Genomic DNA, 26,879 nt, shown 5'->3' with positions numbered 1-26,879 from the left:
CCCATCATGACGCTTGCGACGACATCGACCGATCAGCCCTGGTGGAAGGGTGCGGTGATCTACCAGATCTATCCGCGCAGCTTCCAGGACAGCAATCATGACGGCATCGGCGACCTCAATGGCATCACCGAGCGATTGGAGCATATCGCGCGGCTGGGCGCTGACGCGATCTGGATTTCACCCTTCTTCACCTCGCCGATGCGCGACTTCGGCTATGACATTGCCGATTATTGCGATGTCGATCCGATTTTCGGCACGCTGGCCGATTTCGATGCGCTGGTGGCGCGGGCGCACGAATTGGGGCTGAAGGTCACGATCGACCAGGTCTATGCCCACACATCCGATCTCCACGACTGGTTCCGGGACAGTCGCGCGCGCCGGACTGGCGACAAGGCCGACTGGTATGTCTGGGCCGATCCAAAGGCCGACGGCACCCCGCCCAGCAACTGGCAGTCGGTGTTCGGCGGTCCGGCCTGGACCTGGGACGCAAGGCGCGGGCAATATTATATGCACCAGTTTCTGAGCAGCCAGCCGCAGCTCAATGTCCACAACGGAGCAGTGCAGGATGCGTTGCTGGGCGCCATGCGCTTCTGGCTGGACCGGGGCGTCGATGGGTTCCGGCTCGACGCGCTCAACCATTCCATGCATGACCCGTTGCTGCGCGACAATCCGCCCGCGCCAGACACCGGCAAGCCGCGCACCCGCCCCTTCGACTTCCAGACCAAGACCTATAGCCAGTCGCATCCCGGCGTCGTCGACTTCATCAAGCGCATCCGCACGCTGTGCGACGAATATGGCGCGATCTTCACCGTGGCCGAGGTCGGCGGCGACCTGTCAGAGAGGGAGATGAAGGCCTATACGGAAGGCGAAGCCCATCTCAACAGCGCCTATGGGTTCAACTTCCTCTACGCCGACAAACTGACGCCGAAGCTGGTGGCGGATACGGTCGCGCGCTGGCCCGACGAGCCGGGGATGGGCTGGCCGAGCTGGGCCTTCGAGAATCACGACGCGCCCCGCGCGCTTTCACGATGGTGTGCGCCCGAAGACCGGGACGCCTTCGCGCGCATGAAGATGGCGCTGCTGGTCGCGCTGCGCGGCAACGCGATCCTGTACCAGGGCGAGGAATTGGGCCTCACCCAGGTCGATATTCCGTTCGAGCGGCTTCAGGATCCAGAAGCGATCGCCAACTGGCCGCTGACCCTGTCGCGCGACGGCGCGCGCACGCCACTGCCCTGGGCCGCCGACGCGACACAGGCGGGTTTCTCGACAGTGGACCCCTGGCTGCCCCATGGCGAGGATCATCTGGCGCTGGCGGTCGATGCGCAGGAAGCCGACCCCGCGTCGTTGCTCAATCACAGCCGCGCAATGCTGGCGCTGCGCAGGGAGAATCCGGCGCTGCGACTGGGCAGCCTGGAGATCATCGTGGCTGATGAGGCCCGGCTGGTGTTTCGCCGGCGCGTCGCGGAACAATCCATGCTCTGCGTCTTCAACCTGTCCGGCGAGGCCCTCGAATGGCCGCTTGACAAGGCTGTCATGGGAATGGCAAACGTTTGCATCAATGGAGCCGACAATGGCTCGCTCCCGCCCTATGGCGCGGTTCTGATCGAGGAGAGCAACTGATGGGTCATGTCGTCACGAAGGGCATGTTCACGCTCGCCATGCTTGCGGCCACGCCCGCTGTCGCGCAGCAGGCCAGGCCTTCTGTCTCAGCGACCTCGCCGGACGGCAGCATCACGCTCTCCGTCACAACCGACAATGACAGCCGACCCACCTGGTCCTTGTCGCGCAAGGGCAAGTTGCTGATTGCGCCGTCGAAGCTGGGTTTCATCCTGACCGACGGCCTCAACATGGTGCGCGGCTTTTCGATCGCCGGATCGGAAAAAGGCAGCAGCAAGGAGACATGGGAACAGCCGTGGGGCGAACGCCGTTTCGTCACGGACGATCATAATGAGCTGCTGGTCCGCTTCAAGCAGTCGGACGTGCAGGGCGCGCGTCTGATGAATGTCCGGTTCCGCCTGTTCGATGACGGCGTCGGCTTCCGCTATGAGCTGCCCGATCAGCCCAATCTCAAGACGATGAAGATCGCGGATGAAACGACCGAGTTCGACATCGCACCCAAGGGAATGGCCTGGTGGATTCCGGGCGGCGAATGGAACCGTTATGAACAGGTCTACCAGAACAGCCCGATCGATGCAGTATCGACCGCGCACACGCCCATCACCATGCGGCTGGACGACGGCACGCATCTGAGCTTCCATGAGGCGGCATTGGTCGATTATTCGGCCTATTGGCTGAAGCGTGCATCGGGCCAGACCTTCCGCACCACCCTGTCGCCATCCTCGCGCGGACCGCGCGTGATCCGCGACCTGCCCTTCAACACCCCCTGGCGGGCCATCCGCATCGCCGACGACGCGGCCGGGCTGGTCGAAAACGACCTGGAATTGAACCTCAACGAACCCAACAAGCTGGGTGACGTCAGCTGGTTCCAGCCGGCCAAATATATCGGCATCTGGTGGGGGATGATCCGCGGCGACTGGAGTTGGGCCGAAGGGCCGAAACATGGCGCCACCACCGCGCGGACGAAGCAATATATCGACTTCGCGGCCAAACATGGCTTCCGCGGCGTGCTGGTCGAAGGCTGGGACAAGGGCTGGAACGGCGACTGGTTCGGCCATGGCGATGAATTCAGCTACACCCAGTCGACGCCGGACTTCGACCTGCCGGGCCTTGCCGCATACGCGAAGAGGAAGGGCGTTCACCTGATCGGCCATCATGAGACCGGCGGCAATATCGCCAATTATGAAGCGCAGCTGGATGATGCGATGAAGCTCTACGGCGGGCTTGGCGTCGATGTGGTGAAGACGGGCTATGTCGCGGACATGGGCGGCATTATCGCGCCCGGAGACACGCCGGGCGATACGCGCATGGAATATCATGACGGGCAGCGGATGGCGCAGCACCATCTGCGCGTCGTGGAAACGGCGGCGAAATACAAGGTCGCAGTCAATGCACATGAGCCGATCAAGGATACGGGCCTGCGCCGGACCTATCCCAACTGGGTCGGACGCGAGGGCGCGCGCGGGATGGAATATAATGCCTGGGGCCAATTCGCGAACGGCCCGGACCATGAACCGACATTGGTCTACACAAGGATGCTGTCCGGGCCGATGGACTTCACGCCCGGCATACTCAGCCTGGAGGGGGCGGAGCATGTGCCGCTGGCATCCACGCTGGCCAAGCAGCTCGGACTCTACCTCGCTCTCTATTCGCCGATCCAGATGGCGGCGGACTTTGTCGAGACGCTCGCCAAATATCCGAAGGAACTGGACTTCATCACAAAGGTGCCGGCAGACTGGGCGGAAAGCCATCTGATCGCCGGCGAGGTGGGCGATTATGCCATCTTCGCGCGCAAGGATCGCAAGAGCGAGAACTGGTATGTCGGCGGTGTCAACGATGCGACCGCACGGACGGTAACGCTGAATTTCGACTATCTGGAGCCGGGCAAGAGCTACACCGCCACCATTTACAAGGATGGCGACGGCGCGACCTACCTGACCGATGCCCGGCACAAGATCGCCTATGAGACGCGGACCATCCGCAAGGGCGACCGCTATGACCTCTGGCTCGCGCCAGGCGGCGGCGCGGCGATGCGGCTGGTCGCCGCAGCGAAATAAGTTTCCGGCCTTTGAGGCCGGTCTTCCCCGCCGCCGGATTGGACTGCACGCCGATCCGGCGGCGCCCTTTTCATCCGCCCAACAGCGCGCGCGACGCCTTCACCATCGCGGACGGCGATGCGGCGAGTGCCTCGGCCGTCGCGGCGTAGACCAGGCCGATCGTCCGCCGCAGGTCAAAGCCGGCCAGCCTGGGCCGGGCGACGTCGCCCGCCTGATAGCATTCAGGCATCAATGTGATCCCGATGCCCGCGGCGACCATCTGCATAACCCGCTCGTCATTGACCGACCGATAGGCGAAATGCGGCCGGACGCCGCGCTCAGTGAAGAAGCGGCTGGTTTCCGACAGCGCCTCGCAATGGCGCCGCACAATCATGACATCCTCGTTGAGCGTCTCGGCTGCGACGGATGCCTGCGCCGCGGCCGGATGATCGAGCGGAACGGCAAGCGCATAGCCCTCCTGCCGCAACGGCTCCTCGAGGAAGCGGTCGCTCCCCCGCTCCACCAGGGTCAGCGCGCAATCGACCCGCCCCCGCGCGACATGGCCCAGCAGTTCGCGCTCCGTCCCCTCCACCAGTTCGAGCCGTGCCGACGGGTCGATCCGGCGAGCTTCCCGCGCGATGGCGCCTATGGTCGCGCCGGGCAGACTTTTCAGCACCCCCATGCGCGTCAGCGGACCCTGCGCCGTGCCCGCCATCGCCTGTTGCGCCAGGTTGAACTCGCCCTCGATCCGCCGTGCATGGGCCAGCAGGCGCGATCCTGCCTGCGTCAGTTCGACCCGATGCCCCGAACGCAGGAACAAGGGGCCGCCCAGCGCGCGTTCCAGCTTGGCGATGCCGACCGACAATGTGGGCTGCGCGACATTGCAATGTGCCGCCGCGCGCGAAAAATTGCCCTGATCGACCACGGCCAGGAAATAACGGAGCTGATAGCGTTCTATCATAGATGCTATCTATAACAGACCCAAAAATATTTCAATTTTGATTTGGCTGGCCGCTTTGTTAGCCTGACGGGCAAAGGAGAGGCCAATGAGCAATTTCGACTTCGCCCTGGGCGAGACCGCGGACATGATCCGCGACAGCACCGCCCGCTTCGCTGCCGACCGGATTGCCCCGCTCGCAGCGGAGATCGACGCGAAGGACTGGTTTCCCCGCGAACTCTGGCCCGAAATGGGCGCACTCGGCCTGCACGGGATCACCGTCGAGGAGGCGTTTGGCGGCCTGGGCCTCGGCTATCTGGAGCATGTCGTCGCGCAGGAGGAAGTCGCTCGCGCCTCCGCCTCGATCGGCCTTTCCTACGGCGCCCACTCGAATCTCTGCGTCAACCAGATCCGCCGCTGGGGCAATGCGGAGCAGAAGGCGCGCTACCTGCCGAGACTCATCTCCGGCGAGCATGTCGGCAGCCTCGCCATGTCGGAGGCAGGAGCCGGGTCCGACGTCGTTTCGATGAAGCTGAAGGCGGAAAGGAAGGGCGATCGCTACATCCTCAACGGCACGAAGTTCTGGATCACCAATGCCGCCTATGCCGACACGCTGGTCGTCTACGCCAAGACCGGCGAAGGATCGAAAGGCATCACCACCTTCCTGATCGAGAAGGATATGAAGGGCTTTTCCATCGGGCAGAAGATCGACAAGATGGGGATGCGCGGCTCTCCCACCGCCGAGCTGATCTTCGACGATTGCGAGGTGCCGGAAGAGAATATCATGGGGGCGCTCAATGACGGCGCGGCCATCCTGATGTCGGGGCTGGACTATGAACGCACCGTTCTTGCCGGCATTCAGCTTGGCATCATGCAAGCCTGTCTCGACACTGTCGTCCCCTATGTCCGCGAACGCCAGCAGTTCGGAAAGCCGATCGGCGCCTTCCAGCTTATGCAGGCCAAGGTCGCCGACATGTATGTCGCGCTCAATTCGGCGCGCGCCTATGTCTATGCGGTCGCTCGCGCCTGTGACGCCGGAAAGACGACCCGCTTCGACGCCGCTGGCGCGATCCTGCTGGCATCGGAGAATGCGATGAAGGTCGCGCTGGATGCGGTACAGGCGCTGGGCGGCGCGGGCTACACCAAGGACTGGCCGGTCGAACGCTATATGCGCGACGCCAAGCTGCTGGACATCGGAGCAGGCACCAACGAGATTCGCCGGATGCTCATCGGTCGCGAGTTGATCGGCGCATGACCGCCCCTGTCCTCGACACCAAGCTGGCGCCCGACAGCGAGAGCTTCCGCGCCAATGCCGCGCACAACCGCGCGCTGGCGGAGGAATTGCGCGAAAAAGTCGCAGCCGCCGCGCGGGGGGGATCACACGCCGCCCGCGAGAAGCATGTCGCGCGCGGCAAGCTGCTGCCCCGCGACCGGGTCGAGCGGCTGCTCGATCCCGGCTCGCCATTCCTGGAAATCGGCCAACTCGCGGCCAATGGCATGTATCATGATGAAGTGCCCGGCGCCGGCATCATAGCCGGCATCGGCCGCGTGTCGGGGCGACAGGTGATGGTCGCGTGCAACGACGCCACGGTAAAGGGCGGCACCTATTATCCGCTGAGCGTCAAGAAGCATCTGCGTGCGCAGGAAATAGCGCTCGAAAACCGCCTGCCCTGCATCTATCTGGTCGACAGCGGCGGCGCCAACCTGCCCAACCAGGCGGAGGTGTTTCCCGACCGCGACCATTTCGGCCGCATCTTCTACAATCAGGCGAACCTCAGCGCGCGGGGCATCCCCCAGATCGCCTGCGTCATGGGGAGTTGCACGGCGGGCGGCGCCTATGTCCCCGCCATGTCGGACGAGACGGTGATCGTGCGCAATCAGGGCACCATCTTCCTTGCCGGTCCGCCGCTGGTGCAGGCCGCCACCGGCGAAATCATATCGGCCGAGGATCTGGGCGGCGGCGACCTGCATGGCCGCAAGTCGGGCGTGGTCGACCATGTCGCGGAAAATGACGACCATGCGATCACCATCGTGCGCGACATCGTATCGACGCTCCAGCCCGATCGCAAAGCCGATCTCAACCTGCGCGATCCCCGCCCGCCCAGATATGACGCCATTGATCTCTACGGCATCATCCCCGACGATGTCCGCGCCCCCTATGATGTACGCGAAATCATCGCCCGCATCGTCGACGCCAGCGAATTCCACGAGTTCAAGCCGCTCTATGGCACGACTTTGGTCTGCGGCTTCGCCCATATCTGGGGGATGCCGGTCGCGATCCTGGCCAATAACGGCGTACTTTTCAGCGAAAGTGCACTCAAGGGCGCGCATTTCATCGAACTGGCCTGCCAGCGCCGCATTCCCCTTCTCTTCCTCCAGAATATCTCAGGCTTCATGGTCGGCGGCAAATATGAGGCGGAGGGCATCGCCAAGAATGGCGCCAAGCTCGTCACCGCCGTCGCTACGGCGCAGGTACCCAAGGTCACCGTGCTGATCGGCGGCAGCTTCGGCGCGGGCAATTACGGCATGTGCGGTAGGGCCTATCAGCCGCGCTTCCTCTTCACCTGGCCCAACGCCCGGATCAGCGTGATGGGCGGAGAGCAGGCAGCAAGCGTGCTGGCAACCGTTCACCGCGATGCGGCCAAATGGACGCCGGACGAGGCCGAAGCCTTCAAGGCGCCGATCCGCCAGAAATATGAGCATGAAGGCAATCCCTATTACGCCACCGCGCGGCTGTGGGACGACGGCGTCATCGACCCGGTTCAGACGCGCGACGTCCTCGGCCTCGCCTTCGCCGCCGCGCTGAACGCGCCGGTGGAAGAACGGGCGCAATTCGGCATTTTCAGGATGTAATGCGGATGATCTCTTCCCTTCTCATCGCCAATCGTGGCGAGATCGCCTGCCGGATCATCCGCACGGCGCGCCGCATGGGCATTCGCACCATTGCCGTCTATTCGGATGCCGACGCCAATGCCCTGCATGTCCGTTTCGCTGACGACGCCGTACATATCGGCCCCTCTCCTGCGCGCGAATCCTATCTGGTCGGCGAGAAGATCATCGCCGCCGCCAGGGCCACTGGGGCCCGGGCGATCCATCCCGGCTATGGCTTCCTCAGCGAAAATGCCGAGTTCGCCCAGGCAGTCATCGACGCCGGTCTCATCTGGGTCGGACCCGACCCGTCGAGCATCACCGCCATGGGCCTCAAGGATGCAGCCAAGAAGCTGATGCAGGACGCGGGCGTTCCGACCACGCCGGGCTATCTGGGCGAGGACCAGTCGCCCGAACGGCTCGCGGCGGAAGCCGAAGCGATCGGCTATCCCGTCCTCATAAAGGCGGTGGCCGGTGGCGGCGGCAAGGGGATGCGCAAGGTGGACAACGCCGGCGACTTTGCCGACGCACTCGCATCCTGCCGGCGCGAGGCGGCCTCCAGCTTCGGCAATGATGCGGTCCTGCTGGAAAAATGGATCACCAACCCGCGCCATATCGAGGTGCAGGTGTTCGGTGACCGTCATCGCAACATCGTCCATCTGTTCGAACGCGACTGTTCGCTCCAGCGCCGCCATCAGAAGGTGATCGAGGAAGCCCCCGCGCCGGGCATGACCGAATTTACCCGCGCCGCGATCTGCGATGCGGCCGTGCGCGCGGCTAGAGCAGTCAACTATGTGGGCGCGGGGACGATCGAGTTCATCGCCGACGGGTCGGCCGGATATCTCAAGGCCGATCGTGTGTGGTTCATGGAAATGAACACAAGGCTTCAGGTCGAACATCCCGTGACGGAGGAAATTACGGGGCAGGATCTGGTCGAATGGCAGCTCCGCGTCGCTGCGGGCGAACCCCTGCCGAAGAAGCAGCAGGAACTGTCCATCAACGGCCATGCGATCGAGGCGCGCCTCTATGCGGAAGATCCCGCCAAGGGATTCCTGCCTTCGACCGGCCGGCTGGAGCAGTTCGAACTCGACGGCAGCGTCCGCATCGACACGGGCGTATATCAGGGCGCGACCATTTCACCCTTCTACGATCCGATGATCGCCAAGATGATCGCCCATGGAAGCCACCGCGAAGGCGCGAGAGAGGATCTGATCCGCGCGCTGAACGACAGTAGTATCTGGCCGGTGCGAACCAACAGCGCGTTCCTCATGAAGCTGCTGGATCATCCGGATTTTGTTTCAGGGTCGGTCGACACGGGCCTGATCGAGCGGGCAGGCGATTCCTTGATGCCGCCGTCCATGCCTTCCGACGAAGCCCTGTCGGACGCCGCACAGCAATATGGTCGGCAGGCGCTGGCAGGGTTCCGCCTGAATGCGCCCACGCAGCAGCGCATCATAATTGCCGTCAATGGGCAGACCATGCCCGTCCACATGCCGATCTTCGACCATGTGGAGCAGACGCCGCTTGCCGGTCCTGTGGAACCACCGTGCGCTTCCTGGCTGAGCGAGGAGGGGCAGACATGGCGTGTAGAACCGATCAGGGTGTCGGGCGCGGCATCGGGAGCCGCATCGGACGGGGCGATCCTCTCACCCATGCCCGGCCGCATCATCGCCGTCATGGTGGCGGCCGGGGACAAGGTCGCCAAGGGGCATAAGTTGTTGACGCTCGAAGCCATGAAAATGGAGCATAGTCTGATCGCGCCGTTCGACGGCATCGTTGCGGAACTCGACGCCGAAGAAGGCGGGCAAGTCAGCGAAGGCGTGCTGCTGGCGAAGATCGTGAAGGTTGACGATCACGACTGAAATTTCATTTCAATTCCAGAGTAACAGCTATGGCCGGACGACATTTCGATCAATGGATGATAGGCGACACCGTCGCCCATGACATACGCCGCACCGTGACGGAGACGGACAATCTCCTCTTCACGACGATGACCCACAATCCCCAGCCGCTGCATCTCGACGCCGAGTTCGCAAAGGCCAGCGAGTTCGGCCAGATCCTCGTCAACGGCACCTTCACTTTCGCGCTGATGATCGGCCTGTCGGTCGGCGATACGACGCTAGGCACGCTGGTGGCCAATCTGGGTTATGACAAGCTCGTCATGCCCAAGCCGGTCTTCATCGGCGACACGCTGCGCTGCGAAACCGAGGTCACCGACCTTAAGCCCAGCAAGTCGCGCCCCGGCGCGGGCATCGTCACCTTCACCCATCGCCTGCTCAACCAGCGCGACGAGGTTGTGTGCCAATGCCTGCGCATGGCGCTGCTCCAGGGCAGCGGCGCCTGAACCCAAGAGGATGGCGCAAGAAAATGGCGCAATGACTCCATAAAAGGAATAATATGTTCCACAGGCCGGCCCCAGCCTGTAGAGGGGCCGCGAGTTTTGCCTGAAGGACCCGAGTCATGCCTGCCTATCGTTCCCGTACCACCACCCATGGCCGCAACATGGCGGGCGCGCGCGGCCTGTGGCGCGCGACGGGGATGAAGGACGAGGATTTCGGCAAGCCGATCATCGCGATTGCCAATTCATTCACCCAGTTCGTGCCGGGCCATGTCCACCTCAAGGATCTGGGCCAGCTCGTGGCGCGCGAGATCGAAGCGGCGGGCGGCGTCGCCAAGGAATTCAACACCATCGCGGTCGATGACGGCATCGCTATGGGCCATGGCGGGATGCTCTATTCGCTGCCCAGCCGCGACCTGATCGCCGACAGCGTCGAATATATGGTCAACGCCCATTGCGCGGATGCGATCGTCTGCATCTCCAACTGCGACAAGATCACGCCCGGCATGTTGATGGCCGCGATGCGCCTCAACATCCCCGTTGTCTTCGTGTCGGGCGGGCCGATGGAAGCGGGCAAGACGGTCGTGCGCGGCAAGAAGGTCGCGCTCGACCTGGTCGATGCGATGGTGGTCGCCGCCGACGAGAGCTATACCGACGAGGAAGTGCAGACGATCGAGCGCTCCGCCTGCCCGACCTGCGGCAGTTGTTCGGGCATGTTCACCGCCAATTCGATGAACTGCCTGACCGAAGCGCTGGGCCTGTCGCTGCCGGGCAATGGTTCGACGCTGGCGACCCACTCGGACCGCGAGCGTCTGTTCCGCGAAGCCGGCCATGTCATCGTCGACATCACCAAGCGCTATTATGAGCAGGACGACGAGAGCGTCCTGCCGCGCAGCATCGCCAATTTCGCCGCGTTCGAAAATGCGATGAGCCTGGACATCGCCATGGGCGGATCCTCCAATACGGTGCTGCACCTGCTCGCCGCCGCTTATGAAGGCGGGATCGACTTTACAATGGCCGACATCGACCGGCTGTCGCGCCGCGTGCCGTGCCTTTGCAAGGTCGCGCCGGCCAAGAATGACGTCCATATGGAGGATGTCCACCGCGCCGGCGGCATCATGGCGATCCTGGGCGAACTGGAGCGCGCCGGCCTGATCGACGCGAGCCTGCCGACTGTTCACAGCCGCACCATGGCTGATGCACTGGCCCGCTGGGACATTGGCCGCACCAACAGCGAAGAGGTCCGCAACTTCTACCGCGCCGCGCCGGGCGGCGTGCCGACCCAGACCGCGTTCAGCCAGTCGGAACGGTGGGAGGATCTCGACACAGACCGGGAGAAGGGCGTGATCCGATCGGCTGAGCACGCCTTTTCCAAGGATGGGGGCCTCGCCGTCCTGTCCGGCAATCTCGCGCCCGAAGGCTGTATCGTGAAGACCGCGGGCGTGGACGAGAGCATCCTCGTCTTCCATGGTACCGCGCGCGTCTATGAAAGCCAGGACGCCGCCGTCGCGGGCATTTTGGGCAACGAAGTCAAGGCGAACGACGTCGTCGTCATCCGCTATGAAGGGCCGAAGGGCGGTCCGGGGATGCAGGAAATGCTCTATCCGACCAGCTATCTCAAGTCGAAGGGACTGGGCAAGGCCTGCGCGCTCATCACCGATGGGCGATTTTCCGGCGGGACGTCGGGCCTGTCGATCGGCCATGTGTCGCCCGAGGCGGCGGAAGGCGGCCTGATCGCGCTGGTACAGACCGGCGACCCGATCGTCATCGACATCCCCGCCCGCGTCATCAGGGTCGATCTGGACGACAGCATATTGGACGCCCGCCGCGCCGAGATGGAGGCGCGCGGCGCCAGGGCGTGGAAACCGCTGGGCCGCAAGCGCGAAGTCTCGCCTGCCCTGCGCGCCTATGCCGCAATGACCACCAACGCCGCCAAGGGCGCAGTGCGCGACGTCAGCCAGATCGAGCGTTAATCAATGGGGCTGCGCGGCGTCCACCATATCGCCATCATCGGCTCGGACTATCCACGATCGCGCCATTTCTACACCCAGATCCTGGGCTTTCCGATCATCCGCGAAGTATATCGGGAGGCCCGGGACAGCTGGAAATGCGATATCGACGCCGGGAACGCGCAAATCGAGCTTTTTTCGTTTCCCTCGCCGCCGGCCCGCCCGTCGCGCCCGGAAGCCTGCGGACTGCGCCACCTATCCTTCATGGTCGCCGATATCGACGTGGAAGTCGCCCGACTCGCCGACCATGGCATCGAATGCGAACCCATCCGCGTCGATGAATATACCGGCCAGCGCTTCACGTTCTTCGCCGATCCCGATGGCCTGCCGCTCGAACTCTACGAAGACGCCTGAGTCATTGCCCCGCAGCAATTGTCGGAGTAAATAAAGGAGGCCGAAGGGGGTACGGGATGGCTGAGACAGCGGGCTTTAAGGGATTGATCGAGCGAAGCCATCGGCATCGCGCCTCGCTCTCTCGCGAAATGCATGTGCGCAAGACGCCGCGGCTCGCCGCTCCGGCCCGCGCGATCCAGCTTGTGCTTCTGGTCGATCCGCCAGAAGCGGCAGATGTCCTGACGAAGTTGGCCATCCTGCTCGCTCCTTACGGAGCGTCGATCGCGCCAAGCGACCGCTTTCTCACCTGCGCGCTGGGCGACCTCATCTTCACGTGGGAACGGCACAGCGAGTTCATGACCTACAGCTTCCTCGCCCCCGGCGAGGGCAAGTTGTTCGACCTGGCATCCTTTGCGAGGGGGGCCGAATGGATCGCGCAATTGCCCGGTCAGGTCATCCGGTCGACCCAGATCGCGCTGGTCGCCAGCACGCCCGATCCGGCGACTATCGCTGCCCATTTCGCCGCCGACGACTTGGTCATATCCGACGTGGCCGAAGGGCGTGCGCGCATCTGGAGCGATTTCCGCCTGCATGAAGACGGGTTCGGCCGGTTGCTGATCCAGGACAAGGGGCTGGAAGGCATCGAAATGGCGCAACTGGTCCAGCGCCTCCAGGAATTGGGTAATTATCGCAAAATGGCGCTGCTTGGCCTGCCAGAGGCGCAGGCGGCCACGCCGCTGCTGACGGCGCTGGAGCAACAGCTGACCGACATCACCGCACGGGTCGCACAGCCGGACGCCGATGCCGATACGGTTTTGGAGGCGCTGTCGGCGCTGAGCGCCCAGTTGGCTCAGACGCTGGCCAGCACCCGCTACCGGATGAGCGCGACGAGCGCCTATGCACAAATCTGCCTTGATCGCATCCACAGCCTGAAGGTGGCGCCGGTGCGCGGCTATGGGTCGCTGGACGATTTCACCGAGCGGCGACTGCTGCCCGCGATGCGGACCTGCGACGCATTTTCGCGCCGGCTGGAGGATCTGTCGCAGCGCGCCGCCTGGACCAGCGCGATGCTGCGCACCCGCGTCGACACGGCGCTGGCCCGCCGCAACCGCGACCTGCTCGCGTCGATGGATCGGCGTACCGGACTGCAACTGCGGTTGCAGCATACGGTCGAGGGGCTGTCGGTGGTGGCGGTCAGCTACTATGCGCTAGGGTTGTGGCATCACCTGAAGGAGGCGCTGGAGCATGAGGGCGCGCATCTGCCCGGATGGATCGACGTCGCGTTGATCCCGGCTATCGTGCTGGCCGTGTGGATGGGCATCCGGCAGCTCAAGAAGGTGAAGCGGCCCGGTCCGCCGGCGCACTAGCCCGCGCTAAGCGCCAGCGGCAATTCGCGGCGCAGCAGCGCGACCAGCGCCGTGACCTTGGGCGAGAGGTGCCGCCGCTGCGGATAGACCGCCCAGATCGGTTCATCCTGCGGCCGGACATCAGCCAGCACCAGTTCCAGCGCGCCGGTCCGCAAATGGGGCAGGACATAGAATTCCGGGAGCTGGCAGATGCCCATGCCCTCCACCGCCGCGTCCAGCACGGCGCGGCCGCTGTTGACGCGCAGCCGACCCTGCGGCCTATGGATGACGTCGCGACCCTCGACGGAGAAATGCCAGGTCGAGGCCGATCCCAGCAGGCAGTCATGTCCCGCCAGTTCCTGCGGCGTCCGCGGCCGGCCACGCCGGTCGAGATAGGTCGGCGAGGCGCAACTATAGAGCGACCTCGAGGCGATACGGGTACGGATCAGCTGCGAATCGGCCATTTCCCCGGTTCGGATCGCGAGATCGAACCCGTCTCCCACAAGATCGACCAGCCGGTTGGTCAGTTCCATCGTGACGCTGAGGCGCGGATGGGCCGCCACATAGCGATTGACGATCGGCGCCACGAACAATTCCCCCATCGCGGTCGAGCAGGTGATGCGCAGCGCCCCTTGCGGCTCCCCCGTCGCGGTGACGGAGGCGATCGCCTCCTCCCGCTCCGCCACCAGCCTTTCGCAGTGACGCAGGAAGGTCCGGCCCGTGTCGGTCAGTGTCACCCGCCGCGTCGTCCGGTGGAACAGCTGCGCGTCGAGCCGCTTTTCCAGCCGCGCGATGGACCGGCTGATATGGGTGACGGAACATCCGCGCTTGATCGCGGCCGCCGAAAAGGAGCCTGCCAGCGCAGCGGCGACAAATTCATCGATTCCTGCCCAGCCATCCATCATTATCACTGCATGGTTATAAAGTTTTGCCCGAACGCACCCTTTATCACCGAACAGCAGAAACGCTAGATCCTCCCCACGCCATCAGGAGACAGAGCATGAAGACCCGCGCCGCCGTCGCGTTCCAAGCCAAGAAGCCGCTGGAGATCGTGGAACTGGACCTGGAAGGCCCCAAGGCGGGCGAGGTTCTGGTCGAGATCATGGCGACGGGTATCTGCCATACCGACGCCTACACGCTGGACGGGTTCGACAGCGAGGGCATCTTCCCCTCAGTGCTGGGCCATGAAGGCGCGGGCATCGTGCGCGAAGTCGGCGCGGGCGTCACCAGCGTGAAGCCGGGCGATCATGTCATCCCGCTCTACACCCCCGAATGCCGCCAGTGCAAAAGCTGCCTGTCGGGCAAGACCAACCTCTGCACAGCGATCCGCGCAACGCAGGGCAAGGGGCTGATGCCGGACGGCACGACGCGCTTCAGCTACAAGGGCCAACCCATCTTTCATTATATGGGCTGCTCGACCTTCTCCAATTTCACCGTATTGCCGGAGATCGCGGTGGCAAAGATCCGCGAGGACGCGCCCTTCCAGTCGAGTTGCTATATCGGCTGCGGCGTGACCACGGGCGTGGGCGCTGTCGTCAACACCGCGAAGGTGCAGGCGGGCGAGAATGTCGTCGTGTTCGGCCTTGGCGGCATCGGCCTCAACGTCATCCAGGGCGCCAAGATGGTCGGGGCAGACAAGATCATCGGCATCGATATCAACGCCGACCGCGAGGCATGGGGCCGCAAGTTCGGCATGACCCATTTCATCAACACCAAGGGCCTGTCGCGCGAGGAGACCATCGCGAAGATCCTGGAAGTAACCGATGGCGGCGCCGATTACAGCTTCGACGCGACCGGCAATACCGAAGTGATGCGCACCGCCCTCGAATGCTGCCATCGCGGCTGGGGCGAGAGCATCATCATCGGCGTCGCGGAGGCGGGCAAGGAAATCAGCACCCGTCCGTTCCAGCTCGTCACCGGCCGGGTGTGGAAGGGGACGGCCTTTGGCGGCGCAAAGGGCCGGACCGACGTGCCCAAGATCGTCGACTGGTACATGAACGGCAAGATCGAGATCGACCCGATGATTACCCACGTTCTGACGCTGGAGGAGATCAACAAGGGCTTCGACCTGATGCACGCCGGCGAGAGCATCCGTTCGGTCGTCGTCTTCTGATGGAGACGATCTCCGCCAACCGCGCGTTCGGCGGCGAGCAGGGCGTCTATCGCCATGCCTCCGCGGCCACCGGCACGGACATGACCTTCTCGGTCTATGTCCCGCCGCATGAAGCGGGCGCCAGGCTGCCGGTCGTCTGGTATCTGTCCGGCCTCACCTGCACCCACGCCAATGTGACCGAAAAGGGCGAGTTTCGCCGGGCCTGTGCGGAACTCGGCCTGATCTTCGTCGCGCCCGACACGTCCCCTCGCGGAGAAGGCGTGGCGGACGACCCGGCGGGCGCCTATGATTTCGGCCTGGGCGCGGGATTCTATGTCGACGCGACGCAAGCACCCTTCGCGACCCATTATCGCATGTGGTCCTATGTGACGGAGGAACTGCCCGCGCTGATCGCGGCGGAGTTTCCGATGGCCGACATGGATCGCCAATCGATCATGGGCCACTCCATGGGCGGCCATGGCGCGCTGACCATCGGCCTCAATTTCCCCGGCCGCTTCAAGGCGGTGTCCGCCTTCGCCCCGATCGTCGCGCCCGGCCAGGTGCCCTGGGGAAGAAAGGCGCTGGGCGGCTATCTGGGCGACGATGCGGCGGCCTGGCGCAGGCATGATGCAGTGGCATTGATCGAGGACGGCGCCCGCGTGCCCGGCTTGCTCGTCGATCAGGGCGAAGCGGACGCGTTCCTGACCGAGCAGCTGAAGCCCGAGCTGCTAGAAGCAGCCTGCGCCAAGGCGGGCATCGACCTCAGCCTTCGTCTCCGGCCCGGCTACGACCATAGCTATTATTTCATCTCGACCTTCATGGAGGATCATCTGCGCTGGCACGCGGCGCGACTCTGACCCTTCCCCTTCCCCTTCTCTCGATCGGAGCGAGCCATGAGCCTGGCCCTGCTGGCAAGCTATTACGAGATGTTCAACGCGGGCGACTGGGACGGCATGGCTGCCCTGCTGACCGACGATGTGTTGCACGAACCAAGCCAGGGCGCACCGCGCCAGGGCCGGGAGCAGTTCCGCGCCTTTCTGGACCATATGAACCGCTGCTATCGCGAAACGGTGCATGATCCGGTGTTCATGGCAAGCGGGGACGGATCGCGCGGCGCGGCGGAATTCGATCTCAGCGGAACCTATCTGTCGACCGACGGCGATCTGCCGCCAGCTTCGGGACAAGGCTATTGCCTGCGGGTCGGCACCTTCTTCGCCTTTCGCGACGGCAGGATCGCGCGTGTGAGCAATCATTACAATCTGAACGACTGGCTGGCGCAGATCGGCGGCTGAATTTCAAATGTCGGGGAGGCGCTGGGCGGCGAAGCCCCAGCCCTTGAGTGCGCTCGCCCGGTCGAACAGGGTTTCGACATCGTCGATTCCATAGGGATGGGCGTCCTTGATGCTGTCCATTTCGTCCCATTCGATCGGCACCGCGACCGGGGCGTCGGGTCGGGCGCGCACCGAATAGGGCAGGATGGCAGTGCTGCCGCGCTGGTTGCGCAGCCAGTCGATGAAGATACGGTCCTTGCGCTTGGCCTTGCTCATGGTCGCAACGAAGCGATCGGGTTCTGCAGCACTCAACGCTTGGGCAAAGCGCGAGGCGAAATCCTTGTGCGCGGCCCAGTCATGACCGGGGGTCAGCGGCACCACCACATGGATACCCTTCCCGCCGGAGAGCATCGCGAAGGAAACGAGGCCGAGATCGCTCAAGGCGTCGCGTATGTCGATCGCGGCGCGCTTTACCCGGTCGAAATCCATGCCCTCGTCGGGATCGAGGTCGAAGATCAGCCGATCGGGCCGCTCCACAGCATCGGCGCGGCTGGCCCAGCCATGGAATTCGATCGTCCCCATCTGGACGCAGGCGAGCAGACCATCGGCATTCTCGACATAAAGATAGTCTTCCGCGCCACCACTCTTCTCGCGGATCGACACCTGATGCACCGCCTTACCGAAAGCCCCGCTGTCATGCTTTTGGAAAAAGCATTTCTTCGCCCTGCCCTGCGGGCAGCGGACCAGGCTGATCGGACGGTTAGCGGCGAAGGGAAGCATGAGCGGCGCGATGCGGACATAATAGTCGGCGAGCTGCCCCTTGGTCTGGCCGCTGTCGGGAAAGATGACGCGATCGCGATTGCTGATCCTGATCGCACTTTTTGGGACGGGCGCACGAGCGGGCTTTTCTGGTGTCACGTCCCTGGCCTTCTTGTCGGTGCGCAGGCCGAGGAAACTGCCGTGGCGGACGCGGCCTTCGGCCGTGAATTCCGCGAAGGCGATTTCGGCCACCAGTTGCGGCTTGATCCAGCGCACACCGCGCGCGTCGGCGGCAGGGACATCGACCGGCGCCTTGTCGGTTGAAATACCGGTCATCGCCTCGGCCAGTGCGCCCATGCTGTCGCTGTTGAAGCCCGTGCCGACCTTGCCCTTGTAGACGAGCGCCCTGTCCTCCTTCTGCGCCAGCAGCAGCGAGCGGAAGGGTCGGCCGCGGGTGCTGCTTTCAACCCAGCCGACAAGGATGAATTCCTGGCGCCGCGTGCATTTCACCTTCACCCAGTTTCGGGTGCGGGCCGATCGGTAGGGCGCGTCGGCGCGCTTGGAAATAATGCCTTCCTGCCCTGCTTCGCACATGGAGCGATAGAGCTGCTCGCCCGCGCCGAGGACATGGTCGGCGACGTGAAGCGGCGACTGGGCGTCATGGAGGAGCGCCTCCAGCCTTTCCTTGCGTTCGATGGTCGTCAGGGATTTGAGGTCCATGCCATCAAGCGAGAGCAGGTCGAAGGCGAAGAAACTGAGCGGGGCGTCCTGGCTCTCCGCGCCATGCCCCCGTTTCAGCATCGCCTGGAGCGCGGAGAAGCTGGGATTACCCTGCGCATCGAGAGCGACGATCTCGCCGTCGATCAGCGCGGGCGGCAGGTCGAGCGCGACCAGGCTGCGGACGAGGGCGGGGAATTTGTCGGTCCAATCGAGGCCGTTGCGGGTGAAGATGCGGACCTTGCCTCCCGCCGCCGAGACCATGGCGCGATAGCCGTCGAACTTGATTTCGTGCAGCCAGTCATTGCCGGTCGGCACCGCGTCCACCAGCGTCGCGAGCTGCGGTTTCACAAAAGCCGGGGCACGTCCCGCCGGCCTGGGCGCCTTCCGGCCGACCGTCTTGTTATGCGCGCGGGCCGCCTGCATCTTCCGCGCGAACTGCTTTCCGCTGGCACCGGCGAGGGACTGGGCGGCATCCTTGTCGGCGGCGATCTCCCCCATGGAACGGCCGGTCAGGATACTGCTGAGCGCCCTGTCGACCAGAGCGCCATCCGGATCGGCGTCCTCGTCCTCGACTTTGCGCAGCAGCCAGTTTTCGCGCTTCTCGCCCGGTCGCCCCTTCATCCGGACGAGCAGCCATGCGCCCTTCATCCGTTCGCCGTGGAGGATGAAGTGGAGATGCCCCTCCTCAAGGTCCCTGGCGCTTTTCCCCTTGATCGGTTCCCATGTACCCCGATCCCACAGCATCACCGTGCCGCCGCCATATTCGCCCTTGGGGATCACGCCTTCGAAATCGCCATAGTCGAGGGGATGATCCTCGGTGCGGACCGCCAACCGCTTGTCGGCCGGATCGAGGCTCGGCCCCTTAGTAACGGCCCAGCTTTTAAGCACGCCATCCACTTCCAGCCGAAAATCCCAATGGAGCCGGGTGGCAGCATGTTTCTGAACGACGAAACTGTTGCCTCGCGACTTTGCCACCACGCCCTTGGGCTCCCGGGTGCGGGAGAAGTCGCGCTTGGCATTATAGGGGGCGAGCGGGCTTCCGGCGGCCATCAATCCGCTTCCTCATCCTTGGTCTTGAGCCAGCGATGCTCGACGAAGCCGAGCAGGGTCAGCATGACGACGGCCACGATCGCCGCGCTGACGACGAGCGGCCATTGTCCCGCGCCGCAGGCGATGCCGGTCATGCCGGTCAGCCAGATATGGGCGGCGGTCGTGATATTCTTCACCTCCCCCTTGTTGAAGACGATGAGGCCGGCGGCGATGATGCCGGTGAAGGCGGCGGAAGCCTCGAACACGCGAAGCGGGTCGATATTGCCTTCATCCATGAACTGCTTGTGCAGAGCGATGGCGCTGATCGTCATGAGCGCACAGGTGAAGCAGAGGATGCCGTGTGTCCGCAAGCCAGCCGGATGCCCCCGCAATTCACGGTCGAGGCCGAGCAGCAGGCCCAGTAACGCCGCCGCCCCCAGCCGCAGCAATATCGGGCCGTCGATAAAATGCAGCGGAATCGCCGGGTTCAGTTCCATTGGTCAGGCGGTCTTCTTGCGTGCGGCAGCGGGGCGCCTGGCCGGCGCCTTCTTGCCTGCGGCGGCCTTCTTCGCGGGCGCCGCGCGACTGCCTTCCCCGACCGACTTCTTGAGCGCCGCCATCAGGTCGATGACGTTCCCGCCGCGGGATGGGGCCGACTCCTCGACGTCCTCCAGCACGCGCCTGCCCTTCGCCTTTTTCTTCTTGTCGATCAGCCGGTGAAGCGCATCGACATAGCGGTCGTGGAATTCCTCCGGCTTGAAGGGGCCGGTCTTCTTTTCGATGATGGTTGTGGCAAGGTCGAGCAGGTCTGCATCGGCTTCTGTGTCCGGCAGGCCGCGAAAATAGGTCTGCGCCTTCGTCACCTCATCGGCGTAGCGCAGCACCTCAAGCACAAGGCCGCGACCGCAGGGTTTCAGGGAGACAAGTTGTTCGCGCCCGCGCACCGACAGCTGGCCGAGGCCGACCTTGCGCGTCTGGCGCAGGGCGTCGCGGAGTACGGCATAGGCTTCCTCCGCCAGGTCGTCGGCGGGGAGGACGAAATAGGGCTTTTCATAATAAAGGACGTCGATGGCGTCCGCCTCGACAAACTGGACAAGTTCCAGCGTCTTGCGGCTCTCGATCTTGACCGCCTCTATTTCCTCCTGCTCCAGCAGCACATAATTGCCTTTGGAAACTTCATAGCCCTTGAGGATTTCGTCGGGATCGACGGGGCCGACGCCGGAAACGACCTTCTCATATTTGATGGGCTTGCCGCTGGGTTCATGGATCTGGCGGAAGGAAACGGCCGCCCCCGATTTGGTGGCAGGATAGATTTCCACCGGGATGGACACCAGCGCCAGACGGATCTGACCCTGCCAATAAGCGCGCGCAGCCATGGACGAACCTCCAGCCGCACCAGCGCGCCGGCGGGCCGGAAGTTCCCCGATGGAGCCTATGTCTTCCCCGGCTGGCCCGCGATCACTGGCGGTCACCCTCCGCCTGCAAGGTGACGGGACCGATCAGGCCGGCGGGCCGCAGCGGCGCATCGGGCCGGTAGGTCGGGGCGGCGGTGAAGGTGACTTTCGGCGCGCCGGGCTGTTGGTCGCCGATCAGGCGGTTGACCCACAGGTTCGCGACCTTGACCTCGAGCTGATTGGTGCCCGCCTTCACGAGCTTGCCGATGTCGATCCGATAGGGCGCGAACCAGCTGGTTCCGGCCAGTTGCCCGTTGACGCGCACCTCCGCAACATCGCCGATCCGGCCGAGATCAATCCAGAGCGGCGCGCCAGCCTTCACGCCCTTGGGCAGGGCGAAGCGCGTGCTGTAGGTCGCAACCCCGGAGAAATAGCGGACACCCTTGTCCGCATTGCTTTCCAGCGGCGTGAGCTTGGGCATCTCGATCTTCGCCGGAGCACCGCGACCGGGCTGGAAGCTGACCGACCAGGGGTTGCTCAGGCTCATGACCGGATAGGTCGTCTTGGCCGACACGGCCACGGCAGGCTCGATGGCAGGCTTGCGGAACAGGATGAAGAAAGCGTCTTCGGCCCCGACATCGAGCGGGATCACCGTCTCGCCGCCCTCGATGCGGTAGGAGATGGGCGCTGCCGTGCCGTCGATAGCGTGCCACAGTTCAGGCTGCTTGCCCGTCACGCGGAAGCGCGCTTCGATCCGGCCAGCCTTGTCGGTGCGGTTGTTGACGAAATAGAGGTCGCCGTCTGCCAGCTTGCGATGGACGAAGCGATAGTCGGCGTCGACCGCGCCTTCCATGATCCGGAAATCCGGTCCGATGCCGATGCTGGCCAACGCTGCTTCAGCGTCGCGGCTGGCGATCACCCGGCCCTTACCGACCGGCGCACCGCTCCACAGGCGGGTGACGAGCGCCTTGAACGTGGCCGCGTCGTCCTTAAGGCCGGGCGCCCGTTCGGGGGCCAGGCCGATGACTGTCGCCCCGTCCTCCACCAGCGTCGCGATGCGCTGCAGGGTCGTCAGGGTCATTACCCGGCTGGTGCCACCCAAATACAATGCGCGGTAACGGGCGCTGCCTGCCGCCAGTTCCCCATTATCGATGGTCATGCGCTTGGCGAGGATATCGGCATTTACGAAGTCATAGGCGTATCGGGTCGGCAGGTCGGCAGGCACGCCATGTTCGAACAAGGATGTGATCGGCGTATCTTCGCCATAGAAATAGGCGAGGTCGGCCTGGTCCCGGCCCTGCTGAAGCAGATAGCCGGTGCGGGCCATATAATCGACCCAGGGCTTGGCCATCTCCGCCCAGCTTTCATGCCGGTTGAAATATTGGCCGAAGATCATGAGGCTGAGACCCGGAACCTTGTCGTCTACCGGCTGATGGACCGAGGTGTGGACAATCGGCCGGTTGACACCCGATGCGAATTCCAGGTCGATGACGCGCTTCAGGTCCGACGGCGCGAACGCCCAGGGCGCAAAGGCCGATGTCATGGATTCGGCCGAGACGATATTCTGGCCATAGATATGGGCGACCGAGGCCGCGCCCTTCATGTCACCGATCAGAGTCGGGCGCGGCTTGCCACCCCGGTTGAAGGTCCAGAGCGCCGCCATGGGCACATCGGCATGAGACCGCATCGCAAGGTCATCGCCCAGCACCGGGCGCCCATTTTCCAGCGCTTCGCCATAGACGGTCAAGCCATGCTCATGCGCGACCTTAGCGACTGTGCCATAATGGGCGTCGGCCATCAGGTCAGCCAACGTCTGGCGATAATCATGCAGGAAGGCGTCGCTGCGCGCGGCCGACCCCACGACCGCGCCGGTCAAGGTCGGTAGGAAAGGCACCGGGTCATAGCCGCGCCGGGCCTTGAACTCATCCACGATGCGAGGGGTCCAGTTGGACGCGCCGACCTCGATACTGTCGGTCAGCAGCGCGCGGATGCCCTTCCGGCCGATCCAGTCCGCGCCCACCGTGTCGCGATACATGCCGATATAGGTTTCCAGATAACGGCGCACGGCGCCGGCGTCATATTTGTCGACCTCCAGCCCCGTCGCTTCGGGCGTGGCGGGGTGGTTCATCTTGCCGGTCAGCGACCATCCCATGCGGACGATCCGCCAGTCGCTGCCCTTGGGCGCAGTCCAGTCGAGCGTGCCATCGGCACGCAGCTTGTCGGTCAGGTCGATCACCTTCGCCGGATCGATGGCCGGTGCGTCGGTCGCGGGTGCGTCGCTCAGGCTGTTATAATCGGCGACGATGGCGTAGCCGGCCTTGGCTTCATATTGATCCACCTTCGCCTCTGCCGACAGGCGCAGATCGCCGATGCCAAGCGTGGGGCTGTCGGCGCGGCCGAACACGTCGATCATGATCGCGCCGGGCGCGCCGTCGCCCAGACCCGGCGACTTGAGCGCGTCATTGGGCGAGAGCAACAGGCGAAAACGCTGAGCGGTTATAGGCGCGAAGCCGACCGTTGCTGACACTTCGGTGAGCGAAAAGCGGCCGATCGGCTGCCAGCCCTGCGCGGTCTCCGCCTCCAGCGTCGGGCGGTATGCCGGATCGCCGAAGGGCGGCCGCGCATGGGGCACGAACAGGCTGGCCGACCGGATGGTAACGGGCTTACCATAGTCCAGGATGAGCGCGCCCGGATTTGCGGCGTCGCCTTTCGCGACCTGCACCACGGTTTCAAGATCGTTGTCGAGCAGCGGCGCCGCGGCGACAGCGCTGCCATTCCCCTGCGTGACGCGGGGCGCAGGCAAGGCAGTTGCCTTGACCGGATAGGCAAGCACGCGAGCGTCGCCATAGGAAGTGGGAAGTGCGGCTGCGCCCTCACCTCCCGCCAGCGGGTCGCTGAACTTCGCGCTCTGGAACGCGCCGGTGATCGACGGCGGGGAGGGCAGCGCGCCCTTCAGCCGCTGGCCGCCGCGCAGGTCCGTCTCGCTCCAGACCAGCTTCTTCATCGCGTCCTGTGGCTTGACCCAGGGACCTCCCGTCTCGCTCCAGCCGGGCGAGGCGGCGATGGCGAATTCCAGCCCCTTGGCATCGGCGGTCTGCACCGCATGGCGGAAGGCGTCCTTCCAGCCGTCGGTCATATAGGTCAGCCGCTGCAGCACGATCTGCGGCGTCATCAGATTGGCGTCGAAATTCTGGACCCCGCCGATCCCCATCCGCGCCATCCAGTCGAGATCCTTGTCGATCCCCTCCTTGGTCACATTGCCGTTCATCCAGTGCCACCAGACGCGCGGGCGCGCCGACTGGGGCGGATTGCGAAAGCCATCGGCCAGTTCATCCGCCAGCGCCGGCGCGCCGATCGCGGTGCAGGCCAGCAGGGCGGCGAAACGAAGGGTGCGGGCTTTCATCGACGAACGATCCTCTTGTTCAAACGGGGCGCGCGGACGCCAACAGCCGCCGCAGCGCCAGGCTGGCGACCAATGCGCCGAGCCCGCCGCCATAGGCAATCTTGATAATCAGGGCAGCGCCCCAGGCAATGGGCGCAAAGCCCAGGCCGCCGATCGAAACGGCCAGCAACGCGCCGAGCGCGCCACCGGCCAGCGCGAACAGCGCCGCCCGCAGCAGGACGCCGCGCAGGGCCGGCGCGCTGGCCAGCTTGCGCCGCGCGATCAGTGAAGGGACCAACGCGCTCATCAGAGCAACGGCGATGCTCTGCGGCACGAAGTCGAGCGCCAGATTATCCGGCGTATCCCAGCCGAGCGGGCGCGGATCGAAACCGAAAACACCAAGGAAGAAGGCAAGGCTCAGCACGCCATTGATGACGACGCTGATCGCCGCTTCCCGCCCGATCGAGATGCCTTGCGTCATTGAGCCGCCTTTGCGCCCAGCAGGCCACGCATGTTCATCCACGACAGGAATTGCGGCAACAGGCCCATGGTCGTGGTGCCGGGCTTCCCCGCGCCAAAGCCATGGTCGCCGCGTTCATAGGCGTGCAGTTCGACCGGCCGCTTCGCCTGCCGCCAGGCTTCGACCAGGCCGAAATTCTGTCGCGCGAATAGGCCGTCGTCCATCGCGATAGCCGCGAACATAGGCGGCGCGTCGGCGGGCACCGACAAAGGCGCCATCGGCCCGTAAATATAGCCCATGAAGGCCGGCCGCGCCGCGCCCCGCCCGTCCAGGACAGCCCGCAGCGTCGCCATCGCGCCGGCTGAAAAGCCGATCATTCCGACCCTGGCAGGATCGACCTGAAACGCGGCGGAACGCGCCCGCACCAGGGCCAGCGCCGCCAGTGCGTCCTGCGTGGCGCGTGGTTCCCTGATCTCCTCGACCACGTCGCCCTTGGCCGCCGCGCCGAACCGCGCGCCCATCACGCCCAGAAAAGCGCGGTCATCGCGTGGCGTTTCATTCAGCCGATATTTCAGTACGAAGGCGGCAACCCCATGATCCGCCAGCCAGCGCGCGACGTCGCTGCCCTCGCCCGTCATCGACAGCGACAGGAACGCCCCGCCCGGCGCGACGATCACCGCCGCCCCGGTCGCCTTGCCCGGTGCGGGCAGATATGGCGTGATGGTGGGGCGGATGACGTTGCGGACCATGATATTGTCGATCCGGTTGCTGCCCAGCGTCACCTGCATACGCGACCATTGCTCGCCTGCACCGGCCGGAGCCGGTGTCCCGGGATAAAGGTCGATCGCGTCCTTGTGATCGGGCGCAGCAATCGACTCCATGCGTACGTCCTGCGCGATGGCGGGCCCGGCCGCAGCCAAGGCGATGACGGCCAGCAAGCGCTTCATGGCCTTCTCTCCTTACAGCGCGTTGCGGCGGGCGATCGCGCCATAGACGGCGGCGCTCGGTTTGGGCGTGCGAGCGAAGGTGACGGGATCGACGCTATGGAGGCCGAATTTTGGCTTGTAGCCGAAAATCCATTCGAAATTGTCAAGCAGCGACCAGTGACAATAGCCGATCACCGGAACGCCGTCGTCCATGGCTGCCTTCAGTCCGGCCAGGGATTCAGGGATGAATTTCGCTCTGATCGCATCGTCATCGCTGCCCACGCCATGTTCCGACACCAGGATCGGGACGCCGGTGATTTCATGGGCATAGCGCACCGATCCGGCCAGCGAACCCGCCCAGACTTCGGTGCCCGACCAGTTGACGGTCGATCCGGCCGGCGTAGGCAAACGGCCTTTATCGTCCCAGAGCGCACGTTCGTAATTCTGGACGCCGATGAAATCGTCCCCTTTCGCGGCGGTCAACCATTCGCCGTATAGTTCGCCGCGCATCCGGTCGCGGATCGACGCCTTGCCCACGGCCTGGTCGTCCATCATGGCGAGCGAAAGGCCGACCGGCAGGTCGGGCCGCACCGCCTTGATCGCGGCCTTACCCGCCTTGTGAGCAGCCAGCAGCCCCTTTTGCAGCGCGGGCAGATCGTCAAAAGCCGCGACATTGGCGCAGACGAACTTGGCGACGCCAAGGCGCTTGGCCGCGGTGTCGAGCGTCAGCTTCTGAATGTCCCACACCTGTCGCGGCAGCATCGACTTCAGCAACAGCAGGATATTGGGTTCGTTGAAAGTGATGACCCGGTCGACCCCCTGCCCCAGCGCGCGGGTCGCCTTGTCGCAATAACGCGCGAAAAGCTGTTCGCTTTCCGGGTTGGTCCAGCCCCCCTGCGCGCTGAACCAGCGCGGCGCGGTGAAATGGCTGTAGGTGACGATCGGCGTCAGGCCGCGTGCGCGGCACCCGTCGACGATCGCCTTGTAATGGTCGAGCATCGCCTCGCTGAACAGGCCCTTCTCCGGTTCGATCCGCGCCCATTCGATGCCGAAGCGATAGCAGTTGAGGCCCATATTTTTGGCGAGGTCGAGGTCGGTTTCCCACATCAGGAAACTGTTGCAGGCATCGCCCGATGGCTGGGCGAAGACGGTGGGTTGCTGATTTTCCAGGAACCACAGGTCGCTGGCGATATTATTGCCCTCGATCTGGTGCGGCGCGGTTGCCGTTCCCCAGAAGAAGCCCTTGGGAAAGGCAGGATCGGCAGCCTTTCGCGCGGCGAACGCCGGGGCGGCCATCAACGCGGCGCCGGTGGCCAGAAGGGTTCTGCGGTCCAGCATGGTTTCGTTTCTCCAATTATGATT

At 64.4% G+C, this 26,879-nt stretch carries 21 protein-coding genes; 12 read left to right on the top strand and 9 right to left on the bottom strand.

The window, feature by feature from the left end:
• Nucleotides 1-6 precede the first annotated feature (6 nt).
• Together A7Q26_RS08395 and A7Q26_RS08390 are read left to right on the top strand one after the other, a co-directional pair.
• Nucleotides 7-1,620, top strand: coding sequence for an alpha-glucosidase (locus A7Q26_RS08395; protein ID WP_066858928.1), 1,614 nt, complete (start codon nucleotides 7-9; stop codon nucleotides 1,618-1,620).
• On the top strand, nucleotides 1,620-3,674 hold the full coding sequence (locus A7Q26_RS08390) for a glycoside hydrolase family 97 protein (protein ID WP_443018153.1): 2,055 nt from the start codon (nucleotides 1,620-1,622) through the stop codon (nucleotides 3,672-3,674). The genes A7Q26_RS08395 and A7Q26_RS08390 overlap by 1 nt, the downstream gene beginning before the upstream one ends.
• A gap of 70 nt (nucleotides 3,675-3,744) precedes the next feature.
• Here the strand turns inward: A7Q26_RS08390 and A7Q26_RS08385 are convergent, their stop codons facing one another.
• Nucleotides 3,745-4,614 carry a LysR family transcriptional regulator gene (locus A7Q26_RS08385; protein WP_066858927.1) on the bottom strand — a complete coding sequence of 290 codons (870 nt, stop codon included), beginning with the start codon at nucleotides 4,612-4,614 and terminating at the stop codon, nucleotides 3,745-3,747.
• Between the two features lie 85 nt (nucleotides 4,615-4,699).
• Here A7Q26_RS08385 and A7Q26_RS08380 point away from each other — a divergent pair, with 85 nt between their 5' ends.
• The 7 genes from A7Q26_RS08380 to A7Q26_RS08350 all read left to right on the top strand — a co-directional run bounded on the left by A7Q26_RS08380 (nucleotide 4,700) and on the right by A7Q26_RS08350 (nucleotide 13,505).
• Nucleotides 4,700-5,845 (top strand): isovaleryl-CoA dehydrogenase, encoded by a 1,146-nt coding sequence (locus A7Q26_RS08380; protein WP_066858926.1) that lies wholly within the window; start codon nucleotides 4,700-4,702, stop codon nucleotides 5,843-5,845.
• Nucleotides 5,842-7,443: a carboxyl transferase domain-containing protein gene (locus A7Q26_RS08375; RefSeq protein ID WP_066858925.1), complete on the top strand. Its 1,602-nt coding sequence runs from the start codon at nucleotides 5,842-5,844 to the stop codon at nucleotides 7,441-7,443. Before A7Q26_RS08380 ends, A7Q26_RS08375 begins: the two co-directional genes overlap by 4 nt.
• Nucleotides 7,444-7,448: 5 nt before the next feature.
• On the top strand, nucleotides 7,449-9,320 hold the full coding sequence (locus tag A7Q26_RS08370; protein ID WP_066859050.1) for an acetyl-CoA carboxylase biotin carboxylase subunit: 1,872 nt from the start codon (nucleotides 7,449-7,451) through the stop codon (nucleotides 9,318-9,320).
• 29 nt (nucleotides 9,321-9,349) lie between these two features.
• Nucleotides 9,350-9,802 carry a MaoC family dehydratase gene (locus A7Q26_RS08365; protein ID WP_066858924.1) on the top strand — a complete coding sequence of 151 codons (453 nt, stop codon included), beginning with the start codon at nucleotides 9,350-9,352 and terminating at the stop codon, nucleotides 9,800-9,802.
• A gap of 116 nt (nucleotides 9,803-9,918) precedes the next feature.
• Nucleotides 9,919-11,769 carry a dihydroxy-acid dehydratase gene (gene ilvD, locus A7Q26_RS08360; protein WP_066858923.1) on the top strand — a complete coding sequence of 617 codons (1,851 nt, stop codon included), beginning with the start codon at nucleotides 9,919-9,921 and terminating at the stop codon, nucleotides 11,767-11,769.
• 9 nt (nucleotides 11,770-11,778) lie between these two features.
• Nucleotides 11,779-12,159, top strand: a complete 381-nt coding sequence (gloA2, locus tag A7Q26_RS08355; protein ID WP_157102507.1) for an SMU1112c/YaeR family gloxylase I-like metalloprotein — start codon at nucleotides 11,779-11,781, stop codon at nucleotides 12,157-12,159.
• Between the two features lie 56 nt (nucleotides 12,160-12,215).
• Entirely contained in the window at nucleotides 12,216-13,505 is a 1,290-nt protein-coding gene (locus A7Q26_RS08350; RefSeq protein WP_066858921.1) for a DUF3422 domain-containing protein, read from the top strand.
• On the opposite strand, the gene A7Q26_RS08345 is transcribed toward A7Q26_RS08350, so the two are convergent.
• On the bottom strand, nucleotides 13,502-14,386 hold the full coding sequence (locus tag A7Q26_RS08345) for a LysR family transcriptional regulator (RefSeq protein WP_066859049.1): 885 nt from the start codon (nucleotides 14,384-14,386) through the stop codon (nucleotides 13,502-13,504). The genes A7Q26_RS08350 and A7Q26_RS08345 overlap by 4 nt on opposite strands.
• A 98-nt stretch (nucleotides 14,387-14,484) precedes the next feature.
• Here A7Q26_RS08345 and A7Q26_RS08340 point away from each other — a divergent pair, with 98 nt between their 5' ends.
• The 3 genes from A7Q26_RS08340 to A7Q26_RS08330 are packed head-to-tail and all read left to right on the top strand — an operon-like array spanning nucleotide 14,485 to nucleotide 16,868.
• On the top strand, nucleotides 14,485-15,597 hold the full coding sequence (locus A7Q26_RS08340; RefSeq protein WP_066858920.1) for an S-(hydroxymethyl)glutathione dehydrogenase/class III alcohol dehydrogenase: 1,113 nt from the start codon (nucleotides 14,485-14,487) through the stop codon (nucleotides 15,595-15,597).
• A complete protein-coding gene (gene fghA / locus A7Q26_RS08335) occupies nucleotides 15,597-16,433 on the top strand; it encodes an S-formylglutathione hydrolase (RefSeq protein WP_066858919.1) in 837 nt (278 codons plus the stop codon). The genes A7Q26_RS08340 and fghA overlap by 1 nt, the downstream gene beginning before the upstream one ends.
• A 36-nt stretch (nucleotides 16,434-16,469) precedes the next feature.
• On the top strand, nucleotides 16,470-16,868 hold the full coding sequence (locus tag A7Q26_RS08330) for a ketosteroid isomerase-related protein (protein ID WP_066858918.1): 399 nt from the start codon (nucleotides 16,470-16,472) through the stop codon (nucleotides 16,866-16,868).
• Nucleotides 16,869-16,871: 3 nt separating this feature from the next.
• On the opposite strand, the gene ligD is transcribed toward A7Q26_RS08330, so the two are convergent.
• The 7 genes from ligD to A7Q26_RS08295 form a co-directional block, all read right to left on the bottom strand.
• On the bottom strand, nucleotides 16,872-19,376 hold the full coding sequence (gene ligD, locus A7Q26_RS08325; RefSeq protein ID WP_066858917.1) for a DNA ligase D: 2,505 nt from the start codon (nucleotides 19,374-19,376) through the stop codon (nucleotides 16,872-16,874).
• Nucleotides 19,376-19,852, bottom strand: coding sequence for an MgtC/SapB family protein (locus tag A7Q26_RS08320; protein ID WP_066858916.1), 477 nt, complete (start codon nucleotides 19,850-19,852; stop codon nucleotides 19,376-19,378). Before A7Q26_RS08320 ends, ligD begins: the two co-directional genes overlap by 1 nt.
• A gap of 3 nt (nucleotides 19,853-19,855) precedes the next feature.
• Nucleotides 19,856-20,731: a non-homologous end joining protein Ku gene (gene ku / locus A7Q26_RS08315; RefSeq protein ID WP_066858915.1), complete on the bottom strand. Its 876-nt coding sequence runs from the start codon at nucleotides 20,729-20,731 to the stop codon at nucleotides 19,856-19,858.
• Between the two features lie 82 nt (nucleotides 20,732-20,813).
• Complete coding sequence (locus A7Q26_RS08310; RefSeq protein ID WP_066858914.1) at nucleotides 20,814-24,152, bottom strand: glycosyl hydrolase; 3,339 nt, start codon at nucleotides 24,150-24,152, stop codon at nucleotides 20,814-20,816.
• A 19-nt stretch (nucleotides 24,153-24,171) separates the two neighbouring features.
• A complete protein-coding gene (locus tag A7Q26_RS08305) occupies nucleotides 24,172-24,612 on the bottom strand; it encodes a hypothetical protein (RefSeq protein WP_066858913.1) in 441 nt (146 codons plus the stop codon).
• Nucleotides 24,609-25,538, bottom strand: a complete 930-nt coding sequence (locus tag A7Q26_RS08300) for an alpha/beta hydrolase (RefSeq protein ID WP_066858912.1) — start codon at nucleotides 25,536-25,538, stop codon at nucleotides 24,609-24,611. The genes A7Q26_RS08305 and A7Q26_RS08300 overlap by 4 nt, the downstream gene beginning before the upstream one ends.
• Before the next feature lie 12 nt (nucleotides 25,539-25,550).
• Complete coding sequence (locus A7Q26_RS08295) at nucleotides 25,551-26,855, bottom strand: family 1 glycosylhydrolase (protein ID WP_066858911.1); 1,305 nt, start codon at nucleotides 26,853-26,855, stop codon at nucleotides 25,551-25,553.
• Nucleotides 26,856-26,879: the final 24 nt, after the last annotated feature.

It is taken from the genome of Sphingobium sp. TCM1 (assembly GCF_001650725.1).
Lineage (GTDB): Bacteria > Pseudomonadota > Alphaproteobacteria > Sphingomonadales > Sphingomonadaceae > Sphingobium.
This window is presented reverse-complemented; position numbering and strand designations above follow the sequence as displayed.